The following is a 17693-nucleotide window of genomic DNA, read 5'->3' as shown; positions in this document are numbered from 1 at the left end:
GCGTAGGTCCGGAAAAACGTGTGACGGTCAGACCGCCATGCGCCACAGCGCGATCACGAGCAAAGTGAAAAAGGCGGCGACCAGGTCATCGAACATGATGCCAAAACCACCTTTCAGTCTGCGGTCGAAGTAACGGATAGGCGGAGGTTTCACCATGTCGAAGAAACGGAACAGAATGAAGGACCACACCTGGCCGGTGAAAGTGATCGGGGTCACCATCAGCAGCACCAGCCAGAACGCAACAATTTCGTCCCAGACGATTGCCGATGGATCGTCGATGGCGAGCTTTTTCGCGGTAAAGGCGGTGATCGAGATGCCGGCGAAAAAGCCGACGATAATCAGCACGCCCCAGTCGAGCACCGTCAGATAGCGGTTGAGCACGGCGAACGATGCCCATCCGAACAGCGTGCCGACCGTGCCGGGCATGATCGGCGACAGGCCGCTGCCAAAACCGAGCGAGATCAGATGCAGCGGATGCGTCAGCATGAAACGCGCGGTGGCCCGGCGCGGCCGGACAGGACGGGGCTCGGGCGAGTCCGGCGGCCCTCCGTGTAACGGGCCGTCGGACAAATCGTCGGCTGGGCCGAGCGAGGGTTCAGTCTGCATGGAAATGATCGAAGCCTTGCAAGGTCAAGGTGAGCGGGGCGCCGGTTGCGTCATGCCAATGGATCGCAGGGCCGTTTGCCGATGGCCCAGGAGCGTTTATTGTACCGACACGGGTGAGCGGAAGATTTACCTTGTGACCGGCTTCTTCAACCGCTGCGCGCGCGCTCACCGGCGCGGTGAAGCACAGTTCGTAGTCGTCGCCGCCCGCCAGTGTGCAGCGGCGTTGCACTTCGGCGGGCAGCCTGCGCAGCGCATTCGAGCGGGGCACGGCGTCGGCGTCGACCCGCGCTTCGAGTTGCGAGCGTTCGAGGATATGCAAGAGGTCGCCGGCGAGGCCGTCGGAGATATCGAGCGCGGCATGTGCAATACCGCGTAACGCCAGGCCCAGTTCGACGCGCGGTTCGGGGCGTTCAAGGGCGCGGCGAAATGTCGCAGCGTCCGTCTCACCGGCTGACCACTCGCCGCGTATCACGCCCAGTCCCGCGCGTGCGTCGCCAAGCGTGCCGGAAATCCAGATGTCGTCGCCGGGCTTGGCTGCATCGCGACGCAGCGCCAACTGTGGCGGGACGCTGCCGAAAACGGTGATGCACAGGTTCAGCGGTCCGGCAGTGGTATCGCCGCCGATCAGGTCGCAACCATAGCGTTCTGCAAGTTCAAAGAGGCCGTCGCTAAACGCGGAGAGCCAATCTTCGCGCGCCTCCGGCAGGGCGAACGCCAGCGTGAACCCTTGCGGCTGCGCGCCCATCGCGGCCAGATCCGAGAGGTTCACCGCCAACGCTTTATGTCCGAGGGCGTGCGGATCGATATCAGGGAAGAAATGACGTCCTTCGACCAGCATGTCCGTCGAAATCGCCATCATTTCGCGAGGACGCGGCGCAAGCAAAGCGCAATCGTCGCCGATGCCGAGTTCCCCCTCTTCAAGGCGCCGGCTCATGGCGTCGGCGCGGCGCGCAAAAAAACGGTCGATTAGCGAAAACTCGGAGAGCATAGTAGAGGTCCGTGCACGGAAAAGCGCTTTAGCAGCGGCCAACGGCGCGCATTGTACGGTTAAATTGCTGCGCCGCGGCAATGATCGCGACCACGGAGGCACGAAAACTTTCGCTTTATTTCAGTCGCGGCAGCTATGTCCCTGATTGCAGGAATCACGATGGGGAATGGCGCTACAATGCCGTCGAGTATCTATTCTAATCCGCACTCCAAGCCCGCCTTATGTCGAATCCCGTCAACACCAAACTCCGCGAAGCCGCTCTCGATTATCACGAATTCCCGACCCCCGGGAAGATCGCGATCGCGCCGACCAAGCAAATGATCAACCAGCGCGACCTCGCACTGGCGTATTCCCCGGGTGTCGCGTTCGCGTGCGAAGAAATCGTCGAGAACCCGTTGAATGCCGCGCGCTTCACCTCGCGCAGCAACCTGGTCGGCGTTGTGACGAACGGCACCGCGGTACTGGGTCTCGGCAATATCGGCCCGCTCGCATCCAAGCCGGTCATGGAAGGCAAGGCGGTGCTGTTCAAGAAGTTCGCCGGCATCGATGTGTTCGATATCGAGTTGAACGAGTCCGATCCGCACAAGCTGGTCGAAGTGATCGCGGCGCTCGAACCGACCTTTGGCGGCATCAACCTCGAAGACATCAAGGCGCCGGACTGCTTCATCGTCGAGCGCGAATGCCGCAAACGCATGAAGATCCCGGTGTTCCACGACGACCAGCACGGCACGGCTATCGTCGTCGCGGCGGCGATCACCAACGGCCTGAAGGTCGTCGGCAAGAGCATCAAGGAGGTCAAGCTGGTCTCGTCCGGCGCGGGCGCTGCCGCCCTGGCCTGTCTGGACCTGCTGGTCGACATCGGACTGCCGCTCGAGAACATCACCGTGACCGACCTGGCCGGCGTGGTCTACAAGGGCCGTACCGAGCTGATGGATCCGGACAAGGAGCGTTTCGCGCGCGAAACCGACGCCCGCTCGCTGGCGGAAGCGATCGGCGGCGCGGATGTTTTTCTCGGCCTGTCAGCTGGGGGCGTGCTCAAGCAGGACATGGTCAAGCAGATGGCAGACAAGCCGCTGATTCTGGCGCTGGCCAATCCGACGCCGGAAATCCTGCCGGAACTGGCGCTCGAAGTGCGCCCGGATGCCGTGCTGTGCACGGGCCGCACTGATTATCCAAATCAGGTGAACAACGTCCTCGTGTTCCCATTCCTGTTCCGCGGCGCGCTGGATGTGGGCGCGACGACGGTAACGCGGGAAATGGAAATTGCTGCGGTCAATGCCATTGCTGAGCTGGCGCGTCAGGAGCAGAGCGACATCGTCGCGACGGCTTATGGCATCCAGGACCTGTCGTTTGGGCCGGCTTACCTGATTCCGAAACCGTTCGATCCGCGTCTGATCGTCAAGGTCGCGCCTGCTGTTGCGAAGGCCGCGATGGCATCAGGCGTGGCGGAGCGTCCGATCGAAGATATGGACGCGTACGAGCAGCATCTGCAGCAGTTCGTCTACCACAGCGGCACGACGATGAAGCCGATTTTCCAGCTCGCCCGTGGCGTCGAGCCGGAGAAGAAGCGCATCGTATTCGCGGAAGGCGAAGAAGAACGCGTGCTGCGCGCCTTGCAGATCATCGTCGACGAAAAGCTGGCCAAGCCGATCCTGATCGGCCGTCCGGCGGTGATCGAGCAGCGCATTGCGCGCTATGGCCTGCGTTTGATCAACGGTCAGGACTACACGGTGGTCAACACGGACCACGACGAGCGTTATCGCGACTTCTGGCAGACGTATCACAAGATGATGGCGCGCAAGGGCATCAGCGAGCAGATGGCCAAGCTCGAAATGCGCCGCCGCACCACGCTGATCGGCTCGATGCTGGTGAAGAAGGGCGAGGCCGACGGCATGATCTGCGGCACGGTCAGCACGACGCATCGCCATCTGCACTTTATCGACCAGGTGATCGGCAAGAAGGAAGGCCGCAACACCTACGCGGCGATGAACGGACTGGTGCTGCCGGGCCGGCAGATTTTCCTCGTCGACACTCATGTGAACGTCGATCCGACGCCTGAGCAGCTCGCCGAGATCACCATCATGGCGGCCGAGGAAGTGCGCCGTTTCGGCATCGAGCCGAAGATCGCGCTGGTCTCGCATTCCAACTTCGGCACCAGCAACGCGCCGACTGCCCAGAAAATGCGCGACACGCTCGAGATCCTGCGCGAGCGCGCGCCTGACCTGCAAGTAGACGGCGAAATGCACGGCGACGTCGCGCTCGATCACAACCTGCGCCGCGAAGTGCTGCCCGAATCGACGCTCGAGGGGGACGCGAACCTGCTGGTCCTGCCGAACATCGACGCGGCCAACATTTCCTACAACCTGCTGAAGACGGCTGCCGGCAACAACATCGCGATTGGCCCGATCCTGTTGGGCGCGGCCAAGCCGGTCCATGTGCTGACGGCTTCGGCGACGGTGCGCCGGATCGTCAACATGACGGCGCTGCTGGTGGCAGACGTGATCGCCGCGCGCTAAGCGGCGATAGCCCACACGAGCGCCGCAAGGCGAAAAAAAAGGCGTGCCCGCAATGGGCACGCCTTTGGGCAAACAGGGGATTGTCACCCAATAAAGACCAAACACGACGGTAAATCCACCTCACTGTGCGTGAAATAGAGCGGCCAGATTCGCCCGTTCCACGCCCTACCGTCGAGGCTAATTTTATCTTGACCAAGCTATAAAAATCTGTCAAAAGTCGTCAAGATTGCTTGAGCGGCGTGTTCCCGCAACATGGGAACCTTTCGTTCGCCGAACGAACGTTGATTCCAGAGACCATTAGCGATACCCTTACGTCTTTCATGGTCGTCAAACTCGTGATCTGACAGCGGGAACCTGATTCATGGCACGCAAGTGGCTCCGCAACGGCGTGCTGATGGGCGCCCTGGCGTTTGGCGGTTTGTGCGGGGGTCTGGTCAACAGCGCGTTTGCGCGGGACTATTCGGCGCCCAGCAATGGCGACAATCAGGTGCAGGGCACCATCGCGGTCGCGCAGTTACCGCGTGAAGCAGTCAATACTTTGAACTTGATTGCCGCAGGCGGGCCTTACCCGTATGAGAAGGACGGGATCGTATTCGGCAACCGCGAAGGGCTGCTGCCACCGCATCGGCGCGGCTATTATCACGAATACACCGTTCCTACGCCGCGCGCCCACAATCGCGGCGCGCGTCGCATTGTCTGTGGGGGTCCGCTGCAGCGCACCGATAATTGCTTCTACTCGGACGACCACTACACCAGTTTTAATCGTATTGTTGAATGACATCGGGATGAACGGCATGAGCGACAACGTCTACGCGCACGACTCCGGAGTCGCGACGGATCTTTTCGCGGCCGGCGACGGCAATATGTTTCAGCGCGTCATGCAGATGCGCACGGCCGGTGACGGACGGGACACCCAGAGCGAAGCCAGCACTGTGCTTTCATCGAACGAGGGGCCTATGAGTCTTTTCAAGACCGTACGACCGAACATCGTACAGTCGATCCGCGCCTTTCGCGTGCAGGATCTCGCTGACGAGGCCAGCCAGCTCGGCCAGCACTTTCTGTATGCGTTCTGTGCGAACGCGCAGTCCAAACAAGAAGTTCTCGAAACGATTGCGACGTCATTTCTGTTTCCGAAGCACTTCGGCAAAAATTACGATGCCCTCTACGATTGCCTGACCGATCTGGTCGCCAAGGCGGGTGCGCAACCGGGTTTCGTCATCGTGTTGGAGGCGCTGCCGGTGGCACAGAAATTCGATAAGGAAGGGCGCGAAACGCTGCTCGACGTATTCCGCGAGGCCTCCGAATTCTGGGCCGAGCGCAAAGTGGCGTTCCGTGTGTTTTATTCGTTCGCCTGAGCGTCCGAATCGCCAGAATACGCATGACTGAACAAAGCAAAGGCCCGCCAATTGGGCTTATACCTTGACGATACATAATTCAGGAGTGGATGCCTCAGAAGCGTTGCTGAACAACCCTTCTGAGGTAGCCCGACCACCGATGTATTGATACATCACAATACATCGTTCCTTTCAAGCGCCGACGCGTTGCCGTCGGCGCTTTTTCATTTCCCATGCCTGCACTGCTACGCCGTCTGCTTCATTCGCCCAGCACCTTGCGAATCGCGCGGGCGAATCCGACCTCGAATACCGTCCGGCCTCGGTCATTCACGATTTCGCCATGGCTACCTTCCCGGAGGCCTCGCTCTTGGAGGTAGTCTGCCGAAACAGCCTTCAGCATGGCTTCGCGCTCCGAAGGCGTGAGCAGCGCGGTCATGGCAAGCACGGTCACCGGTTGTGAGCCAGTCGCAACAGCGACGGTCGCCCCGAGGGGGCGACGGTCCACGGTCACCTGCGTGTTAGCCTTCAGCATATTGACTTGCGCCCTGAGCTTGTCGCGCTCGACGGTGATGGCCTGCATGAGGGAGCGGATGGCTGGGTCCTCGATACGCATCAGATATTCGTGGCTCGCCAGCGTTCTTAGCGGCTTGGGCGCGGGCGGCCCGGCGTAGGCGGCCCAAGCTTCAATCAGCGCCCTATAGTCGACTGACTGAGCGTTGTAAAGAGCACGTCCCTTTATGATGCCTTCTGCCTCTGCCAGACGGCCGATGGCGGGAAGAGTGAAGTCGCGCGCTCCCACTCCTTGCTGCCTACGACAGAGTTCGTGCATCTTTGCCAGATTTGCCCGCCGGTTAGAGCGCCCGCCCTTGGCCAAGAGTGCCTCCAGTACAGCATCGGGGTGGATATCCGTCGCGACATTCATACCTTATCTCCCGACAGTACTTGACGTTTTGCGGGAAACGCTTGGACGGGACTTGTGGTGGTCAGCAATGTGGTGAGGTCAATATCGAAGTACCTCCCGAGGCCCAGGCCAGCGTCCATTAGGCGAATCACTTCCCGTTGGCCCAATGCTGGGTTCGCGGGGTTCATCTGTTGGGCGAGGCGCCGCATAAAGGCATTGCCCACGAGCAACTGCTCCTGTTCGCTCAGCAGTATGAACACTGGCGGTAGGTCGTCACGGTAAAGCACAGCGTCGAGCAATTGGCTGCGGCGGAATACTGCCTTGCCAGGCATAAGGTCTGGATAGACCTCAGCGTTTTCGCAGACGCCCGCAAGTTGGAGCATCTCTGACTCTGTCTCCTCGAAGGCGATATTCAAGTCACCCGTGGCGCCGGCGGCGACCAGTTGCGTACCGTCGGCTTGCGGCGCTTCAAGGGCTGCTTTGCAGCGTTCCATAAGCCGCCAGCAGGCCACCAAGTCCTCGGCCAAGTCGCTAAAGCGCTTCATTGCACTCTCCCACACCCGCTCGGCTTGCCGGTAGGTGTCGAGCCGGTCGAACGGCCCACCGGATTCTTCGGCGTCCATTTTTTGTTTCTTCAGTTCTTGTAGCGTGTTTTCGTGGTTCATACAGACGCTGCGGGACTCGTCGAAGTGGTAAGCAAGTACGTTGAAGTGTGCGGCGAGCGCCGGCAAGTAGTGTGGCTCAGTCACGAACCAGCGGCAGCGTACGCAGTTACGACTGCCACCGGGCACGGGGCCATATTTTGGATTCGCTGCTGAGGAGCCTTTGGCAACAAGGGTCCCGCCGTTGTAGCAGCCGCCCACAGAGCCATTGTCTTCCACTTCGCTGGTATTGCCGCCGACTAGGCAGAGCCCATGGTGCATCGGCAGCCAACCGACTAGGTTGCGAGCAGCTGGATGTTGCGGGATAGCGGCAGCAAGGCTGGGCACGCTGTTGCAGATGGCCCGTTTCAGCAGCTCGTCGTGCTCGGTATCAGACAGGAAGTTCTCAATGCTCGCCTCCTTGTTCGCATCAAGACGCTCTGCCGCCCCAAGCAGCACGTCGCGAATGTGCGTCGCCCCAGGTTTGGTGTAATACAACGTCATCAGCAAGCGACTGTGGCCGACAAGCTTTTGCAAGACAGGGAACGGCACCTGTCCTTCCAAGGCAAGTGCCGTAATGAGCGAGACCCGGAGGCTGTGCAAGGGAAAGAGGGTCGTCGGATAGGTTTTTCGCTCGGCGATTGGAGGTAAAAACGTAATTGGCGCCCCATTACGATGAGTTTCGCCTCGGTCCGCAAGCCGTTGTTCCAGTACTTCAAGCAGCCCGAACCAGCAACGGTCCATAGGTCCCCCCGCTGCCAAAGGAAGATGATTTTCGCTCTCACGTGCTTCCGGCAAGCGGAACAGGAAGCAGGTGTCAGAGTAGCTCGCCAATTGCACCTCACTCTTGGCCGCAATGTGTCGGCTGTCCAGTTCTGTCCAGGCGGTGCGTCGCGAGACAGGGTTGTACTTTTCCTGCCAGTTGCGCAGCTTTTCCAGCCAGTACAAGACGTCTTGATGCACTGGCCCTCCGAAGGACCATGGCAGGAGGTAGCCCTTTTCAGCACCGGACCTGCCGATGTCGGCGGTCTTGTTAGTGTTGATATAGAGCACAGTCGAGAGCGCCTCGCCATCAGTGATAGGAGCAGTCCGGCGGAAGACGCCCTGTTGCACGGGCCCCCGTTTGCCTCCTTGCGCGAGTGGCCCTTTGTTTAGCGCCCACTCATCTGCCTCGTAGCGCCACGTGTCGGCTTCGCCTGAATCGAGCATGCGGACTTGGAAGGTGCGCAGTGGCAAGATGAGCTTCGCGAGCATCGCTACCCATCGGACTGGGCTCCACATCTCCAGCACCGCGCCACCCCGGTAATTCTGACGAAATGTTCTCAACCTCCACACGCAGTCGGGGTCGTTCCGGTCAATCAGGTCTTCGGTTACCTCGAACCAGTCGGGTGCGCTAAGACCTCGTTTCCCTATTTCAACGCCAAGATTACCCTGCGCCCAGTGCCAGTCACGGAAATGCGGCCCCTCCACGAGTATCTGGCGGAGTTCATCGATGTAGCCGTAGGGTAACGGGGAATGCACGCTCTCATCGAGCTTCGGCTGCCCCGCCGCGGACAGGCGAGGAATCGGGTTTCTGAAGGCTGGCACGACCACTAGTTGACCGTCGTCGGCTGGCTCGCTGAAGTCGCGTAGCAATACGAAGTGGAGGAAGGCGTGAATGAGATTGTTGTATTTGAGGCCCCAACGCGAGTCCGGGCACACCGTCCGATAGAAGTCGGGCAGAATCGTGTCGCGCGCCAAGAACACCGCCGGCTCGAGCGGTAGTCCGCACCGGATGAGGTAGCGCTCGAAGAATGTCGTCAATGCCCAGAGCCTGGCGCCAACACCTGTGGTTTCACCCTTAAGCCACTCCACCGCTAACGTGCGCCAAGCGGCGATTTGCGGATATTCGCGCTCAACCCAGCCGAGGTTGACATCAGTTGCTCGTGTGAGGCCCTTCACTTTCTTGGGGAGGGCAGTGACAGCCTTTAACGCGGTCTTTTCCTTCGGTTTTGACATATTGTTTTCTTAGTCGTCGAAGTTGATGGAGGGAAGCTTGAGAACGAACGATGCAGGCGCGCTGCTGTGCTTATCCCGCAACCGCCGTACACCTGCTTCAAGGGCGGCCAGGGCTTCTTTGGTAGTTGCCTGCGTATAGACCTCTTGGCTCTCTAGGGAGGCGTGGTGCATAAAGCGGCGGATGAACTGCTTGTCGACGCCGGCGTTCTTCAGGCGCCGCCCATAGGCGTGGCGATGGCCGTGCGGGGTCGTCCCGAGCGCCTTGCTGACTGTAAGGCCGATGCGTTTGCACGCAGCCGCGTGTGCCTTGTTGTACTGCGCGAGCGTATACATCGCCCCAATTGGCCCGCGTTTCAAGTTGATAAACGCGAACGGATGGCTACGCTCTATGCGTACGACCTGTTTGAGGTAGAGTTGCCACAGTTGCAGGAACCACTTGCCGTATTCGGGCACGAACCAGTACGCCTGCTTGTAATACGCTGCATCGTGCATGCCACCTTTCCATCCAGCTTGGCGAGAGTCCATCAGTTCCGTGCGGGGCACTAGGCCGTACTCATGGGCGAGATAATCTGCCCGATTCCCTTTGCGCCGTTGTCCCCGCTCGTCACGCCAATCGGACGGCGCTCCACCGTGGGCCGGATGGTGGATGAGAACCTTAGCTTGGTGAGGGTTGGCAGGGTCCGGAAAGACGTCCGGAATGTACAGGTGGAAGGGTTCCGATTCGCGGAAGCCCGCGCCGTGAAGTAGGAGCGTGATAAGCATGCCCCGATAGTCGTAGCGACCCGCTGTGTTGAAGCCATTGACCAGCAACTCTTCAAATCGTTCTTCCGGAAATGCTGGCGGTTCGCCTTTATCGACCTTAGGGAGGCGCTGTGCGCGAATCCGGGTCCCGGTCGCCGCAGGCGTTGCGTTCGTCGCCCATGTGTGCCCGAGGAAGGCTTTGCTTCGTCGATACTGATAAGCCAGTTCATCGGTTAAGCGGTCGAAGGCGCCACCGGCATAGCGCGGATTTACCTTGGCTGCTTCCGGCCGCATCTCGCCCAGCCAGTCGAAGAAGTCGGTCAGGTAAGTAACGATGTGAGACGCATCCTGCGGCGAGCGCGGTGACCAACACAAACCACTCGGGTCCAGCCCCGTCTCCCGGTCGAAGGAGCCCGTGTAAAGTCGCTGAGCAAAGTTCTGGAACAGGCGATAGGTGTCTCGTTCGGCCGGATTGCTCTGCAGGTATTCGAGGAACATCCGCACTGACCGTATAACCTTCGCCATCCATGCCAAGCTACGGTCATGGGCACGGGACAGGCAGTAGTCGAGCAACGGTTCGAGCACGCCCGCGGGCGTCAACAACGCAGGTATTTCTGTGTGGACGCCGGTCGTGTCGGAGATTACTTTGCTTCGTACGGAAATGAACATCAGACGCTCCGCTTCCGGAGCAGCCCGATTGCGTCGTTGAAGCTAAGATGATAGAGGTGAATAGCTAGGTCAATGGCGCCTCCACCACCCGTCTTGGCCCGCGTATCAAAGAACTTGGAGCCGTTGAGTAAAAGTTCAAAGTGAGAGGCGCCGACGGCCACGTGCCAGCGCTCGGTGCCTTCGGATTTCGTGGGGACGAACGTGATGTCGCGCTTCGCATAGTCAGTCAGCGCAACAAGCGCAATGACCGCCTTAACCTGGCGTAAACGGACGAGTTCTTCAGAAGCAAGACGAGCCAAAGCGAATCTCCTCGATGAGACGAAAGAAATTCGCCCGGCTTGTGAGTCGCCCGGGTTCGATTTTCGGGCGCAAGGCAGACGGTTACAACATGGCCGAGGTGTCGCGACTACAGGGCCTCTTCACCGTACTCCGGAGGAGCTCGAACAGTGTAGATTTACCCTCAACTCAACGGCCGGTAAGAATAATACGTCTCGACACATCAATTTGTAAACAGATGCGGTCCTGAGGTCGCTCAAAAAGCGGCTACTCGTCTTTCAAAGAAAGACGGCTACTCGACTGCGGACCGATACATACGATGTCACATTAGGGGGTAACTTCAAAACTGAAGGACAAGAAAACACCCCTTCGAGAGGGGTGTGAGATGAGTTTCCAGCTATCCTCTGTTCCTTAAACCCACAACTATGTATCTTTGGTTGGGGGGAAGAACAATTGGCGGGCCTTTGCTTTGGATCGGGTCAGTTCGACATACTGATCAGATTACCAGCCACCCCAGCGTGCAGCCAGCGCGGCCAGCACGGCGATCCCAGCTGTTTCCGTGCGCAACACGCGCGGTCCTAGCCCCACAGCGGTAAAGCCATGGCTCGTCGCTGCCGCTTCTTCTGCAGCCGAAAATCCGCCTTCCGGTCCGATTAGCAACATGACGCGCCCGCGCGGCGGTTCGACCGGCAATGCGTTGAAGCTGATGCTTGCCCGCGGCGACAACAGCAGGCGCAACTCGCCTTCTTCAGTGGCACGCGGCAGCGCGCCCAGCCATGTCGCGATTTCACGTACCGGTGCGACTTCAGGCAGGCGATTGCGTCCGCACTGTTCGCACGCCGCGCGCACGATGCCTTGCCAGTGCACGTGACGCCGCTGTGCGCGTTCGCCGGACAGGCGCACCACGCTGCGCGTCGTGGTGAGCGGCACGAAACTGGACGCGCCGAGTTCGACGGCCTTCTCGATCAGCCAGTCCATCTTGTCCCCACCGGCGATGCCTTGCGCGAGGGTCAGGTGATAGGGCGGTTCCACCTCGATTTCGCGGAATTCCCGAATCTTGACGGTGGCCGAACGGCGTTCTACTTCGATCAGTTCAGCGCTGTACTCGCCGCCGTCGCCGTTGAAAAGCACGATCGAATCACCCGGTTGCAGACGCAGGACCAGGATGTGCCGTGTGACGTCATCGGGAAGCTGCATGATGTCGTCGGGCTTGAGTGACGTACCGACGAAGAAGCGAGGCATCAGGAAAATACTCATTAGTTCACGAAAGGTGGCGAGCGAGCGCCCATCGGTAGCCGTCCAGGTCTTCGACCTGTGCAAAACGGTCACCCCAGAACTGATCTTGCGGCTCGCTCAACGATTTCGCGCCAGCCGCCAGCGCTCGCGCATAAACCGCGTCGACATCGTCGACATAAACATAGAACGATTGCGGTGCAATTGCGCCCGCGCTTTTGGGAGTCTTCGCTGTCGAGCCGAACGCGCCTTCCGGCGCGAACATCACAATCAACTGGCCTTGATAGACCATTTCGACATGCATGACGATCCCGTCGTCCTGGACGCTGTCGCGTACCTCGAAGCCAAAGGCGGCTTCGAAGAATGCAATGGCGGCACGTGCGTCCCGTACCGTCAGATAGGGGGTCAACCAGGGCACACCGGCTGGGCGGGAGGCGGTCATGGAGTTCTCCGGATCTAGCTATGGTCAGCGGGGCACGAGCAGCAGAGCCAGGTGGCCGGCGCATGAGACCTCCGCGCCGACCAAACCGCACATTCTGCCGCTGCGTTACCTTACTGGCTTTAAGAATTGACTTAGTTTATCGCGCACTGCGCGAGATGCGGAGAAGAGTCCGGCATGGGCGTGCTCGTCGTACCAGCCGAGCCCGGAAATCTGCCGGGCGGCAAGGCGTCTGGCGAGTTCGGCCGGAGTCAGGGCGGCGGGGTCGAGCGAATCGCTGGCGGTGGCCATCATCCAGAGCGAGCCGTGCAGCGGCACGTATGCGCCCATGGTGCGGACCACAGTGAAGGCTTCGTTCAGCCCGTCTAAAAGCTTCGCAGCACGCGTGGCCTGGAAATACGGCGCGCCGAGATGCATCGACAAGGCTGCGTTCGGGTTCATCACGCGTTTGAGCTGTGCATAGAACGCCTGGGTGTACAGGACCGCGGCCGGAGAGTCGGGTGGAGTCAGGTCGAATACGACCAGGTCGAATCGTTCTTCGCAGGTCGCGACGAATTCGGCGGCGTCTCCTATTACCAGTTCCACACGCGGATCGTCGAACGCGCCGTCGTGAACCTGAGGCAGATACTCACGTGTGAGGCGCACGACTTCCGCGTCGAGTTCGGCTACGACGATTCGCGTAATGCTCGGATGCCGCAGCAGTTGCCGCGCCGCTCCACCGTCGCCACCGCCCAGCACCAGGGCCGCGCGCGGCGCCGGATGGGCCAGCGCGTTCGGATGCACCATGCATTCGTGATAGATGAACTCGTCGCCGACGGAAGTCATCGGGCGGCCGTCGAGCGTGAAAAACCGCCCGAGTTGCGGCGTGTCCCAGACCTCGATCTGCTGATGAGGCGAGGCGACACTCGCGAGGCGTCGCGAGTTGGGGAAGCCGTACAGGACGTAAGGGGTCGGCTGGAAAAGTAGCGGGACGCTCACGGTGAACGGGGCGCGGACGGGCGCGGCGAGTTGGCGATGCTCGGATTATAGAGTCGAAGATGGGGTGAACTGGCGTCCGGCCCCAATCTAAACCCGCCGTCCCATGCGGTTTGCAGCCGGAAAGGCCACAACCATCTGTTAGAATGTGACGCTTTGCAGCCTTGTCCGTTTGCTCTGCCCGTATCGCGTCTCCAGGCGCCGCACCGTGCGCCGTAGCAGACTGGCCGCCGAGCTTCCGGACCCGCCGCCCGCGCCCCGCTTTTTGGACTCGTTCTCCGGAACTCGACATGACGACCTCGTCTCCCGCCCCTACCTCCCTGATGGCCAATGCGATCCGCGCGCTGGCTATGGATGCAGTTCAGCAAGCGAACTCCGGTCACCCCGGCATGCCGATGGGCATGGCCGAGATCGGCGTTGCGCTGTGGTCGCGCCATCTGCGCCACAACCCCAAGAATCCGCAGTGGGCTGATCGCGACCGCTTCGTGCTGTCGAACGGTCACGGCTCGATGCTGCTGTATTCGCTGCTGCATCTGACCGGCTACGACCTGCCGATCGGTGAACTGAAGAACTTCCGTCAGATGCATTCGAAGACGCCGGGCCACCCGGAATACGGCATGACGCCGGGCGTCGAAACGACCACCGGCCCGCTCGGCCAGGGTCTGGCCAATGCAGTTGGCATGGCGCTCGCCGAGTCGCTGCTCGCTACGGAATTCAACAAGCCGGACGCGAAGATCGTCGATCACCACACGTACGTGTTCGTCGGCGACGGCTGCCTGATGGAAGGCATCTCGCACGAAGCCTGCTCGCTCGCGGGCGTGTTGAAGCTGAACAAGCTGATCGCGTTCTACGACGACAACGGCATTTCGATCGATGGTGAAGTGGTGAACTGGTTCCACGACGACACGCCGAAGCGCTTCGAAGCGTACGGCTGGAACGTGGTGCCGAACGTGATTGGTCACGACGTCGAAGCGGTGGATGCGGCCATCAAGAAAGCCAAACTGTCGGACAAGCCCACGCTGATCTGCTGCAAGACGGTGATCGGCGAAGGCGCACCGACCAAAGCCGGTAGCCACGATTCGCACGGCGCGCCGCTCGGCGAGAAGGAAATCGCGGGCGCGCGTGAGAAGCTCGGCTGGAAGTGGGCGCCGTTCGAGATCCCGGCGGAAGTCTACGCGGCGTGGGATGCGAAGGAAGCCGGCGCGCAAAACGAAGGCGAGTGGAACAAGGCGTTTGCCGCCTATCAGGCCAAGTATCCGCAGGAAGCGGCGGAATTCACGCGCCGTATGGCCAAGCAACTGCCGGCCGATTGGGCGCAGAAGGCTCAGGCCATCATCGCCGGTGCGAACGAGCGCGCGGAAACCATCGCCACGCGTAAGGCATCGCAGCAGACCATTGAAGGCCTGTCGACAGCATTGCCTGAACTGCTCGGCGGCTCGGCCGACCTGACCGGTTCGAACCTCACCAACTGGAAGGCGGCCAAGCCGGTGCGCGTCAACGCGGAAGGCCACGCAGCCGGTAACTACGTTAACTACGGCGTGCGCGAATTCGGCATGAGCGCCGCCATCAACGGCATCGCGGTGCACGGCGGCTTCAAGGCATTCGGCGGCACGTTCCTGACGTTCTCCGACTACAGCCGCAACGCGCTGCGCGTCGCCGCGCTGATGAAGGCGCCGTCGATCTTCGTGTTCACGCACGATTCGATCGGCCTCGGCGAAGACGGCCCGACCCACCAGTCCATCGAACACGTCGCGAGCCTGCGTCTGATTCCGCATCTGCAAGTCTGGCGTCCGGCTGACACCGTCGAAACGGCGGTGGCGTGGACTCAGGCGGTTGAGCACCACGGTCCGTCGGTGCTGATCTTTAGCCGTCAGAACCTGCTGTTCTCGGAACGCACGGATGCGCAGATCGCCAACGTCGCCAAGGGCGGCTACGTGCTGCGCGACTGGAACGACGAGATCGTTGCGCGCAAGATCATCCTGATCGCCACTGGCTCTGAAGTCGAACTGGCGCTGAATGCGGTTGAGCCGCTGGCGCGCGAAGGAATTGCAGCGCGCGTGGTGTCGATGCCGGCTACCACCGTGTTCGACCAGCAGGACGCCGAGTACCGCGAACGCGTGCTGCCTACGGGCGTACGCCGTGTCGCGATCGAAGCGGGTGTGACGGATTTCTGGCGCAAGTACGTGGGTCTGGAAGGCGGCGTGGTCGGGATCGACACGTTCGGCGAATCGGCCCCGGCTGGCGTGCTGTTCAAGCATTTCGGCTTCACCGTCGAAAACGTCGTAGCGACGGCTAAAGCCGCACTCGGCTGATGAGTGTCCGGTTCTCGCCGCATGCGTGCACCCCACGCCTGGCGGGAACCGGCCTGGCAGAGCCAAACATGGACGTATTTTTTCAGCCATCAGGAGATAGACCATGACGATTCGCGTCGCAATCAACGGCTACGGCCGGATCGGCCGCAACACGCTGCGCGCCTTCTATGAAAACGGCAAGAAGCACGACATCCAGATCGTCGCCATCAACGACCTGGGCGATGCCAACACCAACGCCCACCTGACGCAATACGACACGGCTCACGGCAAGTTCCCGGGCGAAGTGTCGGTGGATGGCGATTACCTCGTCGTCAACGGCGACCGTATCCGCGTGCTGGCTAACCGTAACCCGGCCGAACTGCCGTGGGGCGAGCTGAACGTCGACGTCGTGATGGAATGCACGGGCTTTTTCACGACCAAGGAAAAGGCCAGCGCGCACATCAAGGGTGGCGCGAAGAAGGTCATCATCTCGGCACCGGGCGGTAAGGATGTCGACGCAACGATCGTCTACGGCGTGAACCACAAGGTGCTCAAGGCATCGGACACGGTCATCTCCAACGCATCGTGCACCACCAACTGCCTCGCGCCGCTGGTGAAGCCGCTGAACGACAAGATCGGTCTGGAAAACGGTCTGATGACCACGATCCACGCGTACACGAACGACCAGGTTCTGACTGACGTGTATCACGAAGACCTGCGCCGCGCGCGCTCGGCCACGCACAGCCAGATCCCCACGAAGACGGGTGCTGCATCGGCTGTCGGCCTCGTGCTGCCGGAACTGAACGGCAAGCTGGACGGCTACGCAATTCGCGTCCCGACCATCAACGTGTCGATCGTCGATCTGTCGTTCATCGCCAAGCGCGATACGACGGTGGACGAAGTCAATGCCATCATGAAGGAAGCGTCGGAAGGCGAACTGAAGGGCATCCTCGGCTACAACAAGGCGCCGCTGGTGTCGATCGACTTCAACCACAACCCGGCTTCGTCGACGTTCGACGCGACGCTGACCAAGGTGTCGGGCCGTCTGGTGAAGGTGTCGAGCTGGTATGACAACGAGTGGGGCTTCTCGAACCGCATGCTGGATACGGCTGTGGCGCTCGCGAACGCGAAGTAAGCTCGACCGCTGATGCTGCACTGCGCCTGATTGAATTCAGGCGCAGTAGATTAGAAAGCCGCTCTAAGGAGCGGCTTTTTTATGTGCGTGTGGTTAAGCGGCCAACCCTTCTCTCTCGGGCGGGGCTATGCCTTCGGCACCGGGAAGAAAACGCCCGCACGCTGGGCAGCATTAGTAATGTGCGTCTCAATCGCTTTACCGGCCGCGGCGGAATCGCGCGTCTTGAGCGCATCGAGAATCTGGCGATGCTCGTGATAAGTGGAAAGCACCAGCTCGCGCTTGAAGAACGGCATGCGCTGGCTCTCTTTCATGATGTCCGAACTGCTGCGCAGGATCGACTCGATCGCGGCGTTGCCGGCAATGCTGACCATGCGCATATGAAAATCAAAATCCAGTTGCGCGGCTTCATCGAGTTCGTTGCCGGCGAGAGCACCGTGCATCGCGTCGATGTTCTCCTCGAACCACGCGAGGTCAGTGTCGCTGATCGCCAGCGCCGCCATGCGCGCAACGAAGCCTTCGAGCGCAAAGCGCATCTGATACGTATCCGGCAGGGAAGACTGTTCTGCGAAACGCCATGGATTCGCTGAGGACACCTGCGAACTCTCGACATATACGCCCTTGCCGGGACGGATCATCAACAGGCCGAGCGCCTCGAGCGTTGAGAGCGCCTCGCGCAGCGAAGCACGGCTGATGGCCAGTTCTTCGGAGAGCTGACGTTGTGCGGGCAACAAACTTCCCACCGGATACACGCCGCCCTCGATCCGTTCGCGGATGGTGGCAATGGCGGAGTCGGTGACGGTATGCGGGACGTTCTTCATGATCCTCGACGGAAGCGCGTGGTCTGACCGGCATTGTAATCCCGGGCTTCGACGCACGCATCGCGCAATTAATCTCCCGACAAAATAGCCCGTAAGCAGAGCAAAGACAGGCGGGTAAACGCTATTTATTTC

General features: G+C 60.6%; 15 protein-coding genes. 5 read left to right on the top strand and 10 right to left on the bottom strand.

The window, feature by feature from the left end:
• Positions 1 to 27 precede the first annotated feature (27 nt).
• Positions 28 to 606: a phosphatidylglycerophosphatase A family protein gene (locus BUS06_RS00435; protein ID WP_074262494.1), complete on the bottom strand. Its 579-nt coding sequence runs from the start codon at positions 604 to 606 to the stop codon at positions 28 to 30.
• Complete coding sequence (thiL, locus tag BUS06_RS00430; RefSeq protein ID WP_074262493.1) at positions 596 to 1594, bottom strand: thiamine-phosphate kinase; 999 nt, start codon at positions 1592 to 1594, stop codon at positions 596 to 598. The genes BUS06_RS00435 and thiL overlap by 11 nt, the downstream gene beginning before the upstream one ends.
• A 221-nt stretch (positions 1595 to 1815) precedes the next feature.
• Here thiL and BUS06_RS00425 point away from each other — a divergent pair, with 221 nt between their 5' ends.
• From BUS06_RS00425 to BUS06_RS00415, 3 genes are all read left to right on the top strand, one after another.
• Positions 1816 to 4110 (top strand): NADP-dependent malic enzyme, encoded by a 2295-nt coding sequence (locus tag BUS06_RS00425; protein WP_074262492.1) that lies wholly within the window; start codon positions 1816 to 1818, stop codon positions 4108 to 4110.
• A 361-nt stretch (positions 4111 to 4471) separates the two neighbouring features.
• The gene (locus BUS06_RS00420; RefSeq protein ID WP_074262491.1) at positions 4472 to 4888 is read left to right on the top strand and encodes a ribonuclease; all 417 of its coding nucleotides are present in this window, start codon (positions 4472 to 4474) and stop codon (positions 4886 to 4888) included.
• Positions 4889 to 4895: 7 nt separating this feature from the next.
• Positions 4896 to 5465, top strand: coding sequence for a barstar family protein (locus tag BUS06_RS00415; protein ID WP_174567496.1), 570 nt, complete (start codon positions 4896 to 4898; stop codon positions 5463 to 5465).
• A 238-nt stretch (positions 5466 to 5703) separates the two neighbouring features.
• On the opposite strand, the gene gmtX is transcribed toward BUS06_RS00415, so the two are convergent.
• The 7 genes from gmtX to speE all read right to left on the bottom strand — a co-directional run bounded on the left by gmtX (position 5704) and on the right by speE (position 13320).
• Positions 5704 to 6366 carry a gamma-mobile-trio protein GmtX gene (gene gmtX, locus BUS06_RS00410; protein WP_074262490.1) on the bottom strand — a complete coding sequence of 221 codons (663 nt, stop codon included), beginning with the start codon at positions 6364 to 6366 and terminating at the stop codon, positions 5704 to 5706.
• Positions 6363 to 8984, bottom strand: a complete 2622-nt coding sequence (gmtZ, locus tag BUS06_RS00405; RefSeq protein WP_083611325.1) for a gamma-mobile-trio integrase GmtZ — start codon at positions 8982 to 8984, stop codon at positions 6363 to 6365. Before gmtZ ends, gmtX begins: the two co-directional genes overlap by 4 nt.
• Positions 8985 to 8993: 9 nt before the next feature.
• Positions 8994 to 10394, bottom strand: coding sequence for a gamma-mobile-trio recombinase GmtY (gmtY, locus tag BUS06_RS00400; protein ID WP_074262489.1), 1401 nt, complete (start codon positions 10392 to 10394; stop codon positions 8994 to 8996).
• Positions 10394 to 10693 carry a hypothetical protein gene (locus tag BUS06_RS00395; protein ID WP_074262488.1) on the bottom strand — a complete coding sequence of 100 codons (300 nt, stop codon included), beginning with the start codon at positions 10691 to 10693 and terminating at the stop codon, positions 10394 to 10396. The genes gmtY and BUS06_RS00395 overlap by 1 nt, the downstream gene beginning before the upstream one ends.
• Positions 10694 to 11171: 478 nt before the next feature.
• Positions 11172 to 11912 (bottom strand): 16S rRNA (uracil(1498)-N(3))-methyltransferase, encoded by a 741-nt coding sequence (locus BUS06_RS00390; RefSeq protein ID WP_074262487.1) that lies wholly within the window; start codon positions 11910 to 11912, stop codon positions 11172 to 11174.
• A 19-nt stretch (positions 11913 to 11931) separates the two neighbouring features.
• Positions 11932 to 12345 (bottom strand): VOC family protein, encoded by a 414-nt coding sequence (locus BUS06_RS00385; protein WP_074262486.1) that lies wholly within the window; start codon positions 12343 to 12345, stop codon positions 11932 to 11934.
• A gap of 105 nt (positions 12346 to 12450) precedes the next feature.
• Positions 12451 to 13320: a polyamine aminopropyltransferase gene (gene speE, locus BUS06_RS00380; RefSeq protein WP_074262485.1), complete on the bottom strand. Its 870-nt coding sequence runs from the start codon at positions 13318 to 13320 to the stop codon at positions 12451 to 12453.
• 287 nt (positions 13321 to 13607) lie between these two features.
• On the opposite strand from speE, the gene tkt reads away from it, so the two are divergent.
• Both tkt and gap read left to right on the top strand, forming a co-directional pair.
• Positions 13608 to 15629: a transketolase gene (tkt, locus tag BUS06_RS00375; protein ID WP_074262484.1), complete on the top strand. Its 2022-nt coding sequence runs from the start codon at positions 13608 to 13610 to the stop codon at positions 15627 to 15629.
• A 103-nt stretch (positions 15630 to 15732) separates the two neighbouring features.
• Positions 15733 to 16743, top strand: coding sequence for a type I glyceraldehyde-3-phosphate dehydrogenase (gap, locus tag BUS06_RS00370; RefSeq protein WP_074262483.1), 1011 nt, complete (start codon positions 15733 to 15735; stop codon positions 16741 to 16743).
• A gap of 125 nt (positions 16744 to 16868) precedes the next feature.
• Here the strand turns inward: gap and BUS06_RS00365 are convergent, their stop codons facing one another.
• A complete protein-coding gene (locus BUS06_RS00365; protein WP_074262482.1) occupies positions 16869 to 17561 on the bottom strand; it encodes a FadR/GntR family transcriptional regulator in 693 nt (230 codons plus the stop codon).
• Positions 17562 to 17693 lie beyond the last annotated feature (132 nt).

The organism is Paraburkholderia phenazinium, assembly GCF_900141745.1.
Lineage (GTDB): Bacteria > Pseudomonadota > Gammaproteobacteria > Burkholderiales > Burkholderiaceae > Paraburkholderia > Paraburkholderia phenazinium_B.
The sequence above is the reverse complement of the archived record's forward strand: the minus strand, read 5'-3'. Positions and strand labels throughout refer to the sequence as shown.